The following is a 16,351-nucleotide window of genomic DNA, read 5'->3' as shown; positions in this document are numbered from 1 at the left end:
GCGCGCCGAGGTGCGACAAATCGCGCCAGATGCCGCAGCTAGCCCGATGCAAGCGGGATAATGTCGCATGAAGCACGAACGCGGCGGCATCATCGGACACTCGACTCAATGCATCGCATAACCAATACCGGACGGGTCAATCTCGGCCATCTCTTCTGGCTTCGCTCGCTCGCGATCATCGGCCAGTTGACGACCATCGCCGTCGTGCAGATCTTTTTCGGCGCGAAGCTCCCGCTGCCCGCGATGCTGCTCGTGATCGCGCTCGAGATGATCTTCAACGGACTGACGTGGCTGCGCGTCGCGCGGGCGCGGCCGGAGACCAATTCGGAGCTGTTCGGCCAGATGCTGGTCGATCTCGGCGCGCTCTCGGCGCTGCTGTTTCTGTCGGGCGGCGCGACCAATCCGTTCGTCACGCTGTATTTGCCATCGCTCGCGATCGCCGCCGCGGTGCTGCCCTGGACGATGATGGCCTGCCTCGCGCTCTTCGCCGTCGCCTGTTACGCGGTGCTGTCCTATAACTACGTGCCGCTCAACATCGAGAATCCGGCGAATCTCTTCGATTATTTCCGCACCGGCCTGTGGATGAACTTCATGGTGAGCGTCGGGCTGATCGGCTGGTTCGTCGCGCGCATGTCGCGGGCGCTGCGGGTGCGCGACGCCGCGCTCGCCGAAGCCCAGCAGCGGCATCTGCGCGATGAGCGGGCGGTCGCGCTCGGCGTTCAGGCGGCGACCGTCGCGCATGAAATGGGCACGCCGCTTTCGACCATCGCGATGCTGTCCGAAGAATTGCGCGACTCCGCCGCGCACGACAGCAATCTCGCGCCCTACGCGGCCGATTTCGAACTGCTCGAACAGCAAATGGCGCTTTGCACGTCGGCGCTTGCGCGTCTGCGCAGCCGCGCGACGGGGCCGTCGAGCCGGCAGGCGCTCGACGAATGGCTGTCGAGCTTCATCGAGCAATGGCGCTTGCGGCACCCGCAGGTCAAGTTCGCGAAGATCGTCGAGACCCCGGCGGATGCGTCCATCGACGACGCAGTGGCCGCCGGCCAAATTTTGACGATTCTGCTCGACAACGCCGCGCGCGCGAGCAGCGAATCGGTGACGTTGCAGGCGTCGCTGGAAAACATCGACGCAACGGATTACGTGCGCTTCGACGTGTGCGATCGCGGTCCGGGCATTCCGCCGGCGCTGCGCGCCTCGCTCGGCGCGGGACCGGTGGACAGCACACAGGGCGGTCACGGCGTCGGGCTTTATCTGGCGTTCGCGGCGGCGGCGCGGCTCGCCGGATCGGTCGAACTGATCGATGACAAGCCGCGCGGCACATGCGCGGTGTTGCGGCTGCCGAATCGCGGCGCGGTCGCGGCGGCGCACGCGGCAGGAACTGAACGAAGTAGCGCGGCCTGAACTCGAAGCAAGGCGCGCCACATCGGCACTACGGAGAAAAAAATGAGCGATACCAACTTTCTGATCATCGACGACGACGAAGTCTTCGCCGGCATTCTCGCGCGCGGCTTGACACGGCGCGGCTACACCACGCACCAGGCGCACGACGGCGACGAAGCGCTGAAGCTCGCCAACCAGCACAAGTTCGGCCAGATCACGGTCGATCTTCACCTCGGCAACGATTCCGGCCTGCGACTCGTCGCGCCGCTGCGCGACCTTCAGCCCGACGCGCGCATTCTCGTGCTCACGGGCTACGCGAGCATCGCGACGGCCGTGCAGGCGGTGAAGGACGGCGCGGACAACTATCTCGCCAAGCCGGCGAACGTCGAAACGATTCTCGCGGCGCTGCACGAACAGGCGAGCGAGCAGACGGCCGAGGAAGCGATCGAAAATCCCACGCTGCTCTCGGTCGCGCGGCTCGAATGGGAACATATCCAGCGCGCGCTCGCGGAGAACAACGGCAATATTTCGGCGACGGCGCGTGCGCTCAACATGCATCGGCGCACGCTGCAGCGCAAGCTGGCGAAGAAGCCGGTGCGGCAGTAACGCGTTTATCGCGCGGGCGTACAGGCGCTCGCGCATGCTTTTATTCGAAGACCGGCGAAAGGGCGACGGCTGCTGCTGCGCTGAAAAGCGAGCGCCCAAAAAAGAACCGCCCAAGCCGGGTGCCAAGGGCGGAAATCGGAGAGTTGCAACGACTACATGCGTCACATGGATCACGCACGTAGACAGCATACGTTGCAGCGTCAGACGTCCATATAAGAAAACTCCCAATTAAGAATCCACTTACTTTGTCTGCCATTCGGCAGTTATTAGTGGATTTCTTTCGTTTCACCTTCCGTTGTTCTTTCGCCGATATTTCATCCTCATTCTCGCGGCGATATCCCCGTCATCCGCGCTCAAGATAGTCGAGACGAGCGCCGTAAAGTCCCTTTGAGCGCGAACCGGAGTTTGCGCCGCGCCGTCCGCGGGCGTCGTCTGCGGGGCGCTGGCTTTTGCGTGGAACCGGAACGAGGCGGGCTAGCGCCGTCCGGCCCGACGAGAGGAGAAATCGATGAAATGGTTTGACCGGCTGTCCGTGCGCAGCAAGCTGTTGCTGTCTTTCGCGGTGGTGATTCTGTTTACCGCGTGCGTGGGCGCCACCGGCGTGGTTTCGCTCGCGAAGATGAACGGCCTGATCGAGGAAATCGGCGAGCGCCACATGGACGGCCTCTATTGGGTCGAGGAAATCAACAAGCACAAGCTCAATACGGATCTCGCCGCCGCGAACCTGACCTTCGCCGACGACACCGGCAAGGAAAAGCTGAAAGCAGGCATGGCCGCCTCGCTCGACAGCATGCACAGCGCGTTCGAGCGTGTGCGGCCGACCTTGCGCTCCGCCGAGGGCATCGCGCGCTACGATGCGGCGAGCAAATCCGTCGCGGCGTGGGAAGACATCGTGCTGATGCAGATGGGCAAGAAGCCCATGCCGATCGACGTCGATCAGATGGGCCTCGTCGCGCGCGCGATCGCCGCAAGCGAGACGGCGCGCGACTCGCTCGAACGCCTCGCCGAATTCAAGCGCACGCGGGCGACCGAGGCGCGCAATCACGCGGCATCGGAATACGAAACGATGCGCGTCGTCATGCCGGCGTTCGTCTTCGCCGCGATGGTGGCGGGCGCGCTGCTCGCGGTGCTGATCGGCCGGCGTCTGTCCGCGCAACTCGGCGGCGAGCCGGCCTACGCGGCCGATATCGCCGACCGCATCGCGCGCGGCGATTTGGCGACGCGCGTCGCCACGCGTCCCGGCGACGACAGCAGCATGCTCGCGAGCCTCGGCAACATGAGCGTGAAGCTCGCGGATATCGTCGGCGGGATTCGTCATTCGAGCGATTCGATCCTGCACGCGTCGAGGGAAATTGCGCAGGGCAACACCGATCTGTCGCAGCGCACGGAAGAGCAGGCGGCCTCGCTGGAGGAAACCGCGTCGAGCATGGAGCAGCTCACGCAAACCGTGCGTCAAAACGCGAGCCATGCCGACGAAGCGAGCGGCCTCGCGCGCGGCGCGTCAGACGTGTCGGCGCGCGGCAGCGAACTCGTCGGCGAAGTGGTGGAGAACATGCGCGAACTGGCGTCGGGCAGCAAGCGCATGACGGACATCATCGCCGTGATCGAGGGCATCGCGTTCCAGACCAATATTCTCGCGCTGAACGCCGCCGTGGAAGCGGCGCGCGCCGGCGAGGAAGGCCGCGGCTTCGCGGTGGTCGCGGGCGAAGTGCGCTCGCTCGCGCAGCGCAGCGCGACGTCGGCGAAGGAGATCAAGGAACTGATCGAAGCGTCCACGGCGCGCGTGGACAGCGGCGCGGCGCTCGCCGAGCGCGCGGGCTCGACGATGGCCGACGTCACGCAGGCCGTGCAGCGCGTGACGGACATCATGACGCAGATTTCATCGGCGTCGCACGAACAGAGCGCGGGCATCGAGCAGGTGAACCGCGCCGTCGCGCAGATGGATCAGGTGACGCAGCAGAACGCGGCGCTCGTCGAAGAAGCCGCCGCCGCAGCGGGCGCGATGGCCGATCAGGCCGAGCAACTGAAGCGTGCCGTCGCGGTCTTCGAACTGGAGCGCGGCGCCTGAGGCGCTGATCCGGACATGACACGTGGCGGGCGAACGACGGCCGAATGGTCGTAATATCGGCTCGCTTGCCACCCGGCAGCACGCTCCGTACACTCGCGCCTGATTTTTCATCACGCGCGCCGCATCGACGGCGCTTCACCGCCCGAGAAGGAGGCCCGCCCCATGTCCGATTCCTATTTCCCGCGCTGGCCGGTCCGGCCGGATGCCGGCGAGGGGCGCGTCGTCGCGCCCGACGAGCGCCTCGCCTGGCCGCAGATGATCGCGATGGGCATTCAGCACGTCGTCGCGATGTTCGGCTCGACCGTGCTCGCGCCGCTCCTGATGGGCTTCGATCCCAATCTGTGCATTTTCATGTCGGGCATCGGCACGTTGCTGTTTTTCGTGCTGGTCGGCGGGCGCGTGCCGAGCTATCTCGGATCGAGCTTCGCGTTCATCGGCCTCGTGATCGCCGTGACGGGCTACGGCGGGCATGGGCCGAACATGAACATCGGAGTGGCGCTCGGCGGGATCATCGCGTGCGGCGTGGCTTACGCGATCATCGGCGCGATCGTCGCGGCGGTCGGCACGAAGTGGATCGAAGCGCTGATGCCGCCGGTGGTCACGGGCGCGATCGTCTGCGTGATCGGGCTGAATCTCGCGCCGATCGCCGTGAAGGGCGTGATGGGCAGCAGTTTCGAATCGTGGATGGCGCTCGTCACGGTGCTGTGCGTGGGCGGCGTCGCGGTGTTCGCGCGCGGCATGGCGCAGCGTCTTCTGATTCTGATCGGCCTCGCGATCGCCTACATCATTTACGCGGTGCTGACCAACGGCATGGGCATGGGCAAGCCGATCGATTTCACGATCGTCGCGAACGCCGCGTGGTTCGGCATGCCGCATTTCACCGCGCCCGTGTTCGAAGCCTCGGCGATGACGCTGATCGCGCCGGTCGCGATCATTCTCGTCGCGGAGAATCTCGGGCACATCAAGGCCGTCGGCGCGATGACGGGCAAGAGCCTCGATCAATACATCGGACGCGCGTTTATCGGCGACGGGCTCGCGACGATCGTTTCCGGTTTCGCGGGCGGCACGGGCGTGACGACTTACGCGGAGAATATCGGCGTGATGGCTGTCACGAAGATTTATTCGACGCTCGTGTTCGTGATTGCGGCGTTGTTCGCGATCGTGCTGGGGTTTTCGCCGAAGTTCGGCGCGGTGATTCAGACGATTCCCGGGCCGGTGCTGGGTGGCGTGTCGATTGTGGTGTTCGGGCTGATCGCCGTTACCGGGGCGCGAATTTGGGTTGTCAATAAGGTCGATTTTTCGGATAACCGGAATCTGATTGTCGCGGCGGTGACGCTCGTGCTCGGGACCGGGGATTTCACTTTGAAGCTTGGCGGGTTTGCTTTGGGTGGCATCGGGACTGCCACGTTTGGGGCGATTATTCTTTATGCCGCTCTACGCAGACGCGAGTCGGGCGTGATCTGACGCGCCTCGGTCACGCGTGCCTTCGCGCGCGTGACCGCTTGATGTTGTGCCTTCTTCCGCGAGTTCTTCGCAACGCAAATAGCCCGATCCGCCGGCGACTGCGTTCATCGTTTTCCCTATCGTTTCATTCGGAATATTCCGGTTAGACACTTTCGAGTCCAGGGCTTAAAGTGCTTCCGGGCGAATTCCTGCCTCGTTGCAGTCGTTTCGTAAGATTGATTAGGTTTCCATATCAAATCGAACCGGGCGACAGGAAGACATGCAGCGGGCCATTCGTTCATTTATAAGATAAAAAACCGATAGACGATAAATAATTATTATGTACTACAGATCAAAATACGAGACCTATCAAGATGCGCTGCGAGATGCGGCCTGGCGCCGTGTGACGGCCGCGCTGTGCTCGTCCGCGGCTTTGCTGTGGGCAACCGAAAGCCAAGCTCAGACGGCGATTGCGGGCGGCACGGCATCACAATTCCCGGATATCGCGGTCGGCCCCGGCGCGCATGCATCGAGCAATGCGTCGGGCACGCCCGGTTCCATCGCGATCGGGTCAAACGCCCAGGCAGGCGACTTGCCGGGCGCGGTTGCGGGGTCGAGCGTGGCGATCGGTAACAGGGCGAAGGCGATCATCGACAGTGCGACGGGCGGCTCAGCGGTCGCACTCGGATTCGGCGCCGATGCATCCGGCGCGGCGTCTCAGGTCGCGATCGGCGACATGGCCCTGGCGTCGGGCAAGAATTCCGTAGCGATCGGCGGCCATCCCTACTCCACCGGTACGTGGGCCACGGGAGACTTCGCGGTGTCGATCGGCGCATCGTCGAAAGCGACGGGATACGGCGCACTTGCCTTCGGCGGCGACGAAACGTCGGGCGCCATCGCCTCCGGAAAATACGCGCTGGCCTTTGGCGCGCAGGCCGTGGCGGCTCAGGACAACACCGTATCGATTGGCGTTGGCGCACGCGCGCTCAATACCAACGACATCGCGCTGGGCACGGGAAGCGTGACGGACACCGCAGTGGGGACGTCATCGGCGGCCATCAACGGACACACGTATGCCTTTGCTGGAACCGCTCCCACGAGCGTGGTCAGTATCGGCTCGGCCGGTTCGGAGCGCACCATGACCAATGTCGCGGCGGGGAGAATCAGCGCGACGAGCACGGACGCCGTGAACGGTTCTCAACTGAACGCGACCAATCTGGCGCTTGAGGCCGAGGACCTCAAGGTCAACAACTTCGGCGCGGGTGCTGCTGCGGCGCTGGGCGGCGGCGCAGCGTTCGATCCGTCGACGGGTGCATTCAACGCACCGATCTACAGCGTGTACGGGCAGACGCAGAACAACGCGGGCGCGGCCCTCGCGGCTTTGCAGAACAACGCGCCGCTGCAATATTCGACGGCTGCTGCGCCGACAGTCGGGCTAGGCGCATCCGGCGTGCCGGTCTCGAACGATGTCACGCTCGTCGGTCCCAACAGCAGCGCGCCGGTCACGCTGCACAACGTGGCGGCAGGCGTGGTGGTGACCGACGCGGTGAACGTCGGGCAACTCGGCACACTGGCTGTCAGCACGGCTGATGCTCTTGGCGGCGGCGCTGCTTTTGACCCGTCCACCGGCAAGGTCAGCGCGCCAAACTACAGCGTGTACGGCCAGACGCAGAACAACGCGGGCGCGGCCTTCGCGGCTTTGCAGAACAACGCGCCGCTGCAATATTCGATGGCGGTTTCGCCAACCGTCGGGCTGGGCGCATCCGGCGTGCCGGTATCGAACGATGTCACGCTCGTCGGCCCCGACAGCAGTGCGCCGGTCAGTCTGCACAACGTGGCGGCAGGCGTAGCCGCTACCGACGCGGTGAACGTGACGCAACTCCAGCAGGCGGAGAACAGGGCGGCAAACTGGTGGATCACCAGCAATCCGGACACACGCACCGCGCCCGTCGCAAGCGGCGCGAATGCGTTGAGCGCGGGCTGCGGCAGCACGGCGTCGGGTGCGAACAGCGCGGCGTTCGGCACGGGCGCCGATGCGCGCGCCGACAACTCCATCGCGCTCGGTGCGAATTCGGTGGCGACGGAGGCCAACACGGTTTCGGTTGGATCGGCGGGGAGCGAGCGGCGCATCGCCAACGTCGCGCCGGGCATCAACGGGACCGACGCCGTCAACGTCAACCAGTTGAGATCCGGCCTGGACGACAACCTGAAGAAGTCGTACGGCGCAACTGCGGCTGCCATCGCCATTGCGGGGCTGCGTTACGACGACCGTCCCGGCAAGGTGTCGGCGGCCGCCGCCGCAGGCTACTACCATAACCAGATGGGCCTTGCGCTTGGTGTCGGCAGCACGTCCGATAACGGCCGTTGGCGCTTCAACGGCGGTCTCACGATGACGCCGACGCTGTCCTCGCCGGATATCGGCGTGGTGGTCGGCATGACGCATACTTTCGAGTAACGCGGCGTGAATGCGGCATCGGCGCGCGAAGCGTTGGCGATGCCGCGCTGTTTGCCACCATCGGTTCGACAACCGAGCGCGGCTGAGGAACCACGCAACGCACCAAGGCATGACAGCCCTCTCGGACGGCAACGCGGCCATTCCACAAAACCCTACCCCCCCGTCCCCCGCTTCCGATTCACAATCGCCGTCTCCGAAAGATCGATCTCCCGCATCAACTTATTGAGCGTCTCATCATTAATCGCCTGCGAGTACCGCAAATTCAACAGTTCAGCCCGCTCGGCCCGTAACGCAGCCATCTTCAACCGCGTCTCCATCATCTCGCTCTTCTTGGCCGCGGCCCGCGGTGCTTCGTCATCGCCCAACTGTTCCAGCCGGCGCCGATACAAACTCATCACCCGCGCCGTCGAATCGGCGCACCGGGCGGACGCGGCTTCATCCATCTGCTCGATCAACTCCTCGTGCGTGTCGTCGATCGCGCGAATCGCCGCTTGCGCCGCGCGCCGCCGCGCCATGCGCTCTTCCGCCGCATGCGGATTCTTCTCGCGCTCGATGCCGCGCAACATCAGCGGCAAACCGATCACCGCGACCAGAAGCGACACGAGAATCACCGCCGACGCGATGAATATCGCCAGATCGCGCCCGGCGAGCGGTGCGCCGTTCTCCAGCGTCACGGGCAGCGACAACACGCCCGCCAGCGTTACCGCGCCGCGCACGCCGCCGATCGTCGTCAGCGCGAGCGTGCGAACACCCGGCGCGGCGCTTTCGAGACCCTGCTTCACCGTCCGGCGCGCCGCGACCCAGCGCAGCGAATACACCCAGACGAAACGCAGCGCGTACAGCGCGATCACCGTCGCGAACACATAGCCGAGCAGAACGCCGACTTGCGCGTCGCTGTCGTGATGCGCCTCGATCACCGCCTGCCCGAGAATGTGCGGAAACTGCAGTCCGAGCAGGATGAACACCATGCCGTTGAAGACGAATTCGATCATCGTCCAGGTGCTCGTCATGCGCACGCGCACCGCGCTCGGAATGCTGTCGCGCAGGCTCTGGATGTTCATCATCATGCCCGCCGAGACCGCCGCCAGAATGCCCGAGCAGCCGAGATGCTCGGCCATCACATACGACGCGAACGGAATCAGGATCGTCAGGATCACGCCGGCGGCGGGATCGTCGTCTTCGGAAAACTTCAGGAGACGCGCCGGAATCTCCGTGACCGCCCAGCTAATCGCCGCGCCGATCGCAAGCCCGCCCGCCGCGATGATGAAAAAGCTGATGGTGGCATCGCGCAGCGAGAACACGCCCGTCAGCGCGGCCGCGATCGCGAATTTCAGTGCGACGAGGCCCGACGCATCGTTCATCAGCGCTTCGCCTTCCAGGATATGCATGAGGCCGGCCGGAATGCGCTTGCGCCCCGCGATGCCCGTCAGCGCGACGGCGTCGGTCGGCGAAAGCACGGCGGCGAGCGCGAACGCGACGGGCAGCGGCATCGACGGAATCATCGCGTGGAGGAAATAGCCGAGCACGACGACGGTGATGAACACGAGCCCGAGCGCGAGCATCAGGATCGCGCGGCGCTGCATGTAAAGCTCGCGCTTCGGAATGCGCCAGCCATCCGCGAACAGCAGCGGCGGAATGAACAGCAGCATGAAGAGCTCCGGATCGAACGTGACGTGCAGGGCGAAGCCCGGCCACGCGAGACACGCGCCGAGTGCGATCTGAATCAGCGGCAGCGGCAGTTTCACGGGAAGCAGCGAAAGGCCGAATCCCGAGAGCGCCACCGCGAGCAGAAGAATGAGGACGGTAAAAACGATTTCCATGTGTGCGATACAGCCGATACCCGTTACGTGCGGCGTCTTACATTGTTTCGATGAGCCGAAAGTTTAGCCCGTGCTCGCCGCGCAGGCAGCGATGCGGGCCGACGACGACGCACCGTGACGGTGCATGTGCACGCGAAATCGCCTGTCGGCGGTGCATCGGACGGGTCGAATCACGGCGATGCGCGGTACGCAGTGCGCATGGAGCTTGCTTTACCGCAAGCCACGGGACATCGAGACTCCCGACGAGATCACCGAGGGCGGCACTTATGACGAAGGCATGCAGGACGTGGGCGACCGATCAGGCGAGGGCATCGGCATGACGATCGCAAACCCCGAAAAGACGACCGTGTGCGCGCGCAGCTTCGAGTTGGGCGTGACATCGGGATACGACCGCTATTCGGTCGAGCATGGAGACTGGACGCTCTCGAGCGTCTTTCAGCCGGTGTTCAGCCTGTCGCACATGCGCGCGGTCGGCTACGAAGGACTGCTGCGCGCGCACGATTCGCTCGATCGGCCGGTGTCGCCGCTCGACGTATTCGGGCAGGCGTCGCGTGTCGGCGAAGCGCTGCAGATCGACCGGCTCGCGCAGGCGCTGCATCTCGAAAACTTCAAGATGCTCGGCGCGAAAGACGAATGGCTCTTTCTGAACGTGCATCCGGGCGCGCTGACCGAGCCGTATCACGCGGCGGCGCTGCTCGCGAATCTCAGGCGGCTCGGCATCGAACCGCGCCGCGTCGTGCTCGAAGTGCTGGAGCACAGCGCCGAGGATATCGAGCGGCTCGCGCTCGCGGTGCAGCAATTCCGCGACCACGGCTTTCTCATCGCGCTCGACGACTTCGGCGCGGGGCATACCAACATCGAGCGTATCTGGCAGCTCGATCCGGATATCGTCAAGCTCGACCGCGTGATGCTTTCGCACGCCGGCCATAACGTGCACGCGCCGCTGTCGGCGCGCACGCTCAAGCAGCGGCGCAACATGGAGGCGGTGCTCTCAGGCATCGTGTCGCTGCTGCACGAAGCGGGCAAGCTCGTGCTGATGGAAGGCGTCGAGACGGAGCACGAAGCGCAACTCGCGCTCGCGAGCGGCGCGGATTTCGTGCAGGGGTTTTTCTTCGCGCGGCCGCATCCCGGCCTGGCCGACGGCATTCACGCGCGCGATGTCATCGGCGAACTGACCGATCGGTATCGCATGCAGACCGAAGCGCGCGAACGGCGCGAAGCGACGCGTCTTCAGCCGTACATCCGCGCGTTCGAGCGCGCGGCGGAACGGCTCGCGGCGGGCGAGCCGCTCGACGAAGTGTGCTGGAATTTCCTCGCGCTCGACCACGCCGCGCGCTGCTTCCTGCTCGATCAGAACGGCCGGCAGGCGGGCCGCAACGTCGTGCTGCGCGCCGACCGTGCCGCGCACGAGGCGCGCTTTCTGCCGCTCATCGACGCGCAGGGCGCTAACTGGCTGCGGCGCCCGTACTTTCGCGCGGCGCTCGGCGATCCCGAGCGCGTGCACGTGACCCGGCCGTATCTGTCGATCAACGAGGCGATGCCGTGCGTCACGCTGTCCGTGGAGACGCGCTCGCAAGGCAAGCGCTGCGTGCTGTGCGGCGACATCGACTGGCTTCCCGAGGACGGTGACTGATCACTTCGCCACGACGACCGGAATGCCCTTGAGCGACGACGCGCCCTTCATCGTGGCGATGGCGGCGCGCACCGCATCGCCCGTCGCCGCTTCGATGCCGAGGCGCGCGGCGATGTCGCGTTCGCTGCGCTTGACCATCGCGACGTTCGCGAGCTTCACGTGGCCGTAGCCGCGCACTTTCTCGAACAGCGCGGCGAGCGCTTTCGTCTCGTTCGCGTTGCCGGCATCGAGACCCGCTAGCGCGCGCGTCATCGTGACCTCGAAGTCATCCGCGAGCTGACGCTCCATGCGGCGTTCGAGCGTCTTGCCGAACGGATCGAGCGCGGTGCCGCGCAGCGCGCGGAACTTCGCGAGTCCGCCGAACACGGGCCACATCCATTGGCCGAAGGTCTTCTTCTTCGGCACGCCGCCGTGCGACAGAACCGGCGGCGCGAGATTGAACTTCACCGCGTAATCCGAACCGGCCGTGCCCTCGAACTGCGCCGCGAGCGACGCGCGAAACGCCGGGTCCGCATGCAGGCGCGCCACTTCGTATTCGTCTTTCACGGCGAGCAGCTTGTAGAACGAGATCGCGATGGCGCGCTTCACGTCCTCGTTCGCCGACGCCTTCCCGACCAGCGCGCGATAACGCCCGACGACCTTCGCGCCGCCATACGCGAGCAAACGCTCTTCACGATCGCTGATGAGTTCGGGCAGCGTCATCTCGCTCATCGCGATATGTTGCGCCTGCACGCGCGCCGTCAGCGATTCGAGCGCTTTCATGTCGTGCGCCGCGAGACGGCCGATGGAAAACGCCAGCTTGTTCGCCGCGACCGCGACATTGTTCAGTTCGATCGCGCGCATGAGCGCCGCCAGCGACAGCGGCACGAGACCGAGCTGCCATGCGAAGCCGAGCATCAGAATGTTCGCGCCGATCGTGTCGCCGAGAAAACGCTGCGCGAGCGCCTGCGCGTCGCAACTGCGCATCGCGTCGCGTGCATTGGGGCCGGCGGCGTGACGCATCTTGTCGAGCAGCGCATCGGCGTGAAGATTCGCCTCGGGGTTCTGCACGAAGCTCGCGTTCGGAATCGCGTGCGTGTTCACGACGATCTTCGTGCGGTCGTGCCGCACCGTCTGCAACGCTTCCGGGCTCGCGCCGACGACCATGTCGCAGGCGAGCAGCAAGTCGGCCTGCTGCGTGTCGATGCGCACCTGGTTCAGCAGCGCGTCCGTGGCGGCGAAGCGCACGAACGACAGCACCGAGCCGCCCTTTTGCGCGAAGCCCATGAAATCGAGCACCGACGCGCTTTTGCCTTCCAGATGCGCCGCCATGCTGATGAGCGCGCCGACCGTCACGACGCCCGTGCCGCCGACGCCCGTCACGAGAATGTCGTAGGGCGCGTTATCGAGCGCGCCTTGCGGCAGCGGCATCGCATCGACGCGGCGCGCGAGCTCGGCGGGATCGAACGCGTGGCCTTCGGCCTTCTTGAGCCGCGCGCCTTCGAGCGTGACGAAGCTCGGGCAGAAGCCGTTCACGCACGAATAATCCTTGTTGCACGACGACTGATCGATGCGGCGCTTGCGTCCAAGTTCCGTTTCGACCGGCTCGACCGACAGGCAATTCGACTGCACGCCGCAATCGCCGCAGCCTTCGCAGACGGCCTCGTTGATGAAGAGGCGCTTGTCCGGATCCGGAAACTCTTTCTTTTTCCGGCGGCGGCGCTTTTCCGCGGCGCACGTCTGGTCATAGATCAGAACGGTGACGCCCGGCGTGTCACGCAGGCGGCGCTGCACGGCATCGAGTTCGCCTCGATGATGAAACGTCGTGCCGCGCGGAAACTGATCTTCGTGGCCGATGTACTTTTCAGGCTCGTCGCTGACCACGATGAGCAGAGCGATGCCTTCCGCTTCCACCTGCCGCGCGATCTGCGGCACGGAAATGCTGCCGTCGACCGGCTGGCCGCCCGTCATCGCGACGGCGTCGTTGTAGAGAATCTTGTACGTGATGTTCGCCTTCGCGGCCACGGCCTGACGAATCGCGAGAATGCCCGAATGGAAATACGTGCCGTCGCCGAGATTCTGAAAGACGTGCGGCGTTTTGGTGAACATGGAATGCGACGCCCAATCGACGCCTTCGCCGCCCATCTGAATGAGACCGGTCGTGTCGCGTTCCATCCACGACGCCATGAAGTGACAGCCGATGCCGGCCTGCGCGACCGAACCTTCCGGCACTTTCGTCGAGGTGTTGTGCGGGCAGCCCGAGCAGAAGTAGGGCGTGCGCTTCACGGCATCGGCGATGTTCGAGAGGATTTGCGGCGCGACGAGATCGACCACCTTGTCGCGGCGATCGAGCGCCGGTTTGTGACGCGCGAGCCACTGCGCGAACACCGGCAGCACGCGCGACGGGCGCAGTTCGCCGAGCGCGGAAAGCAGCGCGGAGCCGTCCTGCGCATTCTTGCCGACGACCACCGGCCGCGCGCCATCGACGCGGTTGTACAAATGATCCTTGATTTGCTGCTCGATGACCGGTCCTTTCTCCTCGATCACGAGCACTTCGCTCAAACCCTCGACGAAGGTTTCGAGCCGCGTCGTTTCCAGCGGATACGACAGCCCGACCTTATAGATGCGCACGCCGGCCGCATCGAGATCCGCGACGGTCAGATCGAGGCGGCGCAGCGCTTCCATCAGGTCCAGATGCGCCTTGCCGCACGTCACGATGCCCACGTTCGCGCGCGGGCTCGGCGCGATCCATTTGTCGATGCTGTTCGTGCGCGCGAAATGGCGCACCGCGTCGATCTTGGCGGCAAGCCGCGCTTCGATCGTCAGGCTCGGCAGATCGGGCCAGCGGTTGTGCAGGCCGCCTTGCGGCGGCGTGAAATCCTGGGGCGCGCTCCAGTCGGTGCGGATCGCGTCGAGATCGACCGTCGAGCCGGACTCGACCGTCTCGGAAATCGCCTTGAAGCCGATCCACGCGCCCGAAAAGCGCGACAGCGCCCAGCCGTAAAGCCCGAATTCCAGCATGTCCGCGACGTTCGACGGATTCACCACCGGCATGTGCCACGAAATCATCGTCTGGTCGCTCTGGTGCGGCATCGACGACGACACGCAGCCGTGATCGTCGCCCGCGACGACGAGCACGCCGCCGTGCGGCGACGAGCCGTAGGCGTTGCCGTGCTTGAGCGCGTCGCCCGCGCGATCGACGCCCGGGCCTTTGCCGTACCACATCGCGAACACGCCATCGACGGTGCGTTCCGCGTCCGATTCCACGCGCTGCGTGCCCAGCACGGCCGTGCCGCCGAGTTCCTCGTTGATCGCGGGCAGAAAGCGCACGTCGTGCGATGCGAGCAGTTTCTTCGCCTTCCACAATTGCTGATCGACCATGCCGAGCGGCGAGCCGCGATAGCCGCTGATGAAACCGGCGGTGTTCAGGTTCGCGGCGCGGTCGAATTCGCGCTGCATCAGCACGAGACGCACGAGCGCCTGCGTGCCGGTCAGGAAGATGCGTCCTTTGGTGGCGGACAGGTTGTCGCCCAACTGGTAATCGGACAAAGCGGGAGGCGAAAAGATATCGGCGGGGACGCGCGCGTTCATGGGTTCTCCGGTCTTTCTAGGTATGCGAGGCAATGCGACATTCTTTGTCGACAAATGCGGAATGTTTTTGCTCACTTGCCCGGATTCCGCGCGCATCGAGAAACATCCGGTCCATTTGGGCGAAGAGCGAGAGGAATTTTCTCGATTCGTCGCGGCTACGCGTATACCCGGATCAGGCGGCGGCGCGCGAAGGGACTAATCTGAACGCCTCGAAGCCGACAAAAAGCGACGCCGATGAAGCTCTTCTACTGGCCGAAGACGCGCGCCTTCCGCGCGCTGTGGATGCTCGAAGAAATGCGCGTGCCGTATGACCTGGCGTTCGTGAACATTCGCGCGGGCGCGCAGAACGACGCCAGCTTCTGCCGCGTCAACCCGATGTCGAAGCTGCCCGCGCTCGAAGACGGCAGCGTGCGCGTCGCCGAGTCGGGCGCGGTGCTGCTCTATCTCGCGGACCGGCATCCGGAAACCGGGCTCGGCGTGCCGCTGCACGATCCGTCGCGCGGCCGCTTTCTGCAATGGATGTTCTTCACCGGCTCGTGTCTGGAACCGGCGATGGCCGAGCGCATGACCGGCGCGCAGGGCAACACCGTGAGCTTTGGATGGGGCGATCTCGGGCGCGTCGAGCACGCGATCGAAAGCGCGCTCGAAGAAGGCCCGTGGCTGCTCGGCGATCCGTTCACCGCCGCCGATATTCTCGTGGCAAGCACATTGCAGATCGCGTTCAAGGCGAAGCTGATCGAGCCGCAGGGCGTGCTCTTCGATTACGTCGAGCGCTCGCTCGCACGCGAAGGCTACGAGCGCGCGTCAGCGATCGACCGGCGCGAGGCGGAGCGGCTCGCGCTCAATACGCACGTGGGCCTCGCGCACCCGTCGAACGAGATTTAGGGAAACGCGCGCGGCTTCGGAATGCCCGCGCCGGCTTCGATATCCGACACCGCGCGCTGGTGCGCGAGTTCGACCGCCTCGGCTTTGTCGGCGAGGCCGTCATCGCCGCCGACGGTCGTCCACGGCTGCACCGCCTTGTCGTGATGACGGATCTCGTATTCCGCGTCCCAGCGCGAGCCTTGCAGCTCGACCGGCCTCACGTGGATGGCGTAGACGCCATAAAGGAAGATCTGCTCCGGCATGATTTCCTCCGATGCATCTAGAGTTCGATTTCGCCAAGGATGCGGTGCGCGAGCGCCCGCGCTTCGTTCAGCGCTTCCTCTTCGTTCCCGGATGCGGCTTCCACTTCGTAGAGCGTCGCATCGGTATCCTCGCCGTCGTCGCGCGCGAGCGAGACGAGACCCTGGAACTTGCCGCCGTCGATGGCGCGCACGCCGATCGTCGCCGTATACAGGCCTTTCGTGTAGGTCGTGTCTTCCATGATGGCT

11 protein-coding genes are annotated in these 16,351 nt (G+C 65.0%); 7 read left to right on the top strand and 4 right to left on the bottom strand.

The annotated features are described in order from the left end of the window. Positions 1-108: 108 nt before the first annotated feature. The 5 genes from LY284_RS12320 (at position 109) to LY284_RS12300 (ending at position 7,955) form a co-directional block, all read left to right on the top strand. Positions 109-1,404, top strand: a complete 1,296-nt coding sequence (locus LY284_RS12320) for an ATP-binding protein (RefSeq protein WP_233386338.1) — start codon at positions 109-111, stop codon at positions 1,402-1,404. 42 nt (positions 1,405-1,446) lie between these two features. Next, positions 1,447-1,989, top strand: coding sequence for a response regulator transcription factor (locus LY284_RS12315; RefSeq protein ID WP_014190132.1), 543 nt, complete (start codon positions 1,447-1,449; stop codon positions 1,987-1,989). A 508-nt stretch (positions 1,990-2,497) separates the two neighbouring features. Next, positions 2,498-4,057 (top strand): methyl-accepting chemotaxis protein, encoded by a 1,560-nt coding sequence (locus LY284_RS12310; protein ID WP_233386336.1) that lies wholly within the window; start codon positions 2,498-2,500, stop codon positions 4,055-4,057. Positions 4,058-4,219: 162 nt separating this feature from the next. After that, positions 4,220-5,521 (top strand): solute carrier family 23 protein, encoded by a 1,302-nt coding sequence (locus tag LY284_RS12305; RefSeq protein ID WP_045450178.1) that lies wholly within the window; start codon positions 4,220-4,222, stop codon positions 5,519-5,521. A gap of 319 nt (positions 5,522-5,840) precedes the next feature. Then, positions 5,841-7,955, top strand: a complete 2,115-nt coding sequence (locus LY284_RS12300) for a YadA family autotransporter adhesin (RefSeq protein WP_233386334.1) — start codon at positions 5,841-5,843, stop codon at positions 7,953-7,955. A gap of 152 nt (positions 7,956-8,107) precedes the next feature. Here LY284_RS12300 and LY284_RS12295 read toward each other — a convergent pair whose 3' ends face one another. After that, entirely contained in the window at positions 8,108-9,775 is a 1,668-nt protein-coding gene (locus tag LY284_RS12295) for a Na+/H+ antiporter (protein ID WP_045450180.1), read from the bottom strand. Between the two features lie 316 nt (positions 9,776-10,091). Here LY284_RS12295 and LY284_RS12290 point away from each other — a divergent pair, with 316 nt between their 5' ends. Continuing rightward, positions 10,092-11,408 (top strand): EAL domain-containing protein, encoded by a 1,317-nt coding sequence (locus LY284_RS12290; RefSeq protein ID WP_053567581.1) that lies wholly within the window; start codon positions 10,092-10,094, stop codon positions 11,406-11,408. On the opposite strand, the gene LY284_RS12285 is transcribed toward LY284_RS12290, so the two are convergent. Further along, entirely contained in the window at positions 11,409-14,978 is a 3,570-nt protein-coding gene (locus LY284_RS12285) for an indolepyruvate ferredoxin oxidoreductase family protein (protein WP_233386323.1), read from the bottom strand. It lies immediately after the preceding gene. A 234-nt stretch (positions 14,979-15,212) separates the two neighbouring features. Between LY284_RS12285 and LY284_RS12280 the strand changes: the two genes are divergently transcribed. Further along, entirely contained in the window at positions 15,213-15,863 is a 651-nt protein-coding gene (locus LY284_RS12280; protein WP_233386321.1) for a glutathione S-transferase family protein, read from the top strand. Here the strand turns inward: LY284_RS12280 and LY284_RS12275 are convergent. Further along, on the bottom strand, positions 15,860-16,105 hold the full coding sequence (locus LY284_RS12275) for a hypothetical protein (protein WP_014190139.1): 246 nt from the start codon (positions 16,103-16,105) through the stop codon (positions 15,860-15,862). The two genes, LY284_RS12280 and LY284_RS12275, sit on opposite strands and share 4 nt — an antisense overlap. Positions 16,106-16,122: 17 nt before the next feature. Then, positions 16,123-16,344, bottom strand: coding sequence for a hypothetical protein (locus tag LY284_RS12270; RefSeq protein ID WP_041730052.1), 222 nt, complete (start codon positions 16,342-16,344; stop codon positions 16,123-16,125). Between the last annotated feature and the right edge of the window lie 7 nt (positions 16,345-16,351).

Source organism: Caballeronia sp. PC1 (assembly GCF_021353155.1).
GTDB lineage: Bacteria > Pseudomonadota > Gammaproteobacteria > Burkholderiales > Burkholderiaceae > Caballeronia > Caballeronia cordobensis.
The sequence above is the reverse complement of the archived record's forward strand: the minus strand, read 5'-3'. Positions and strand labels throughout refer to the sequence as shown.

What these genes read in the sequence shown, in the direction of transcription:
- LY284_RS12315 (WP_014190132.1), top strand. Translation starts at nt 1,447, where the DNA reads ATGAGCGATACCAACTTTCTGATCATCGACGACGACGAAGTCTTCGCC.
- LY284_RS12320 (WP_233386338.1), top strand. Translation starts at nt 109, where the DNA reads ATGCATCGCATAACCAATACCGGACGGGTCAATCTCGGCCATCTCTTC.
- LY284_RS12270 (WP_041730052.1), bottom strand. Translation starts at nt 16,344, where the DNA reads ATGGAAGACACGACCTACACGAAAGGCCTGTATACGGCGACGATCGGC.
- LY284_RS12305 (WP_045450178.1), top strand. Translation starts at nt 4,220, where the DNA reads ATGTCCGATTCCTATTTCCCGCGCTGGCCGGTCCGGCCGGATGCCGGC.
- LY284_RS12300 (WP_233386334.1), top strand. Translation starts at nt 5,841, where the DNA reads ATGTACTACAGATCAAAATACGAGACCTATCAAGATGCGCTGCGAGAT.
- LY284_RS12280 (WP_233386321.1), top strand. Translation starts at nt 15,213, where the DNA reads ATGAAGCTCTTCTACTGGCCGAAGACGCGCGCCTTCCGCGCGCTGTGG.
- LY284_RS12275 (WP_014190139.1), bottom strand. Translation starts at nt 16,105, where the DNA reads ATGCCGGAGCAGATCTTCCTTTATGGCGTCTACGCCATCCACGTGAGG.
- LY284_RS12295 (WP_045450180.1), bottom strand. Translation starts at nt 9,775, where the DNA reads ATGGAAATCGTTTTTACCGTCCTCATTCTTCTGCTCGCGGTGGCGCTC.
- LY284_RS12285 (WP_233386323.1), bottom strand. Translation starts at nt 14,978, where the DNA reads ATGAACGCGCGCGTCCCCGCCGATATCTTTTCGCCTCCCGCTTTGTCC.
- LY284_RS12290 (WP_053567581.1), top strand. Translation starts at nt 10,092, where the DNA reads ATGACGATCGCAAACCCCGAAAAGACGACCGTGTGCGCGCGCAGCTTC.
- LY284_RS12310 (WP_233386336.1), top strand. Translation starts at nt 2,498, where the DNA reads ATGAAATGGTTTGACCGGCTGTCCGTGCGCAGCAAGCTGTTGCTGTCT.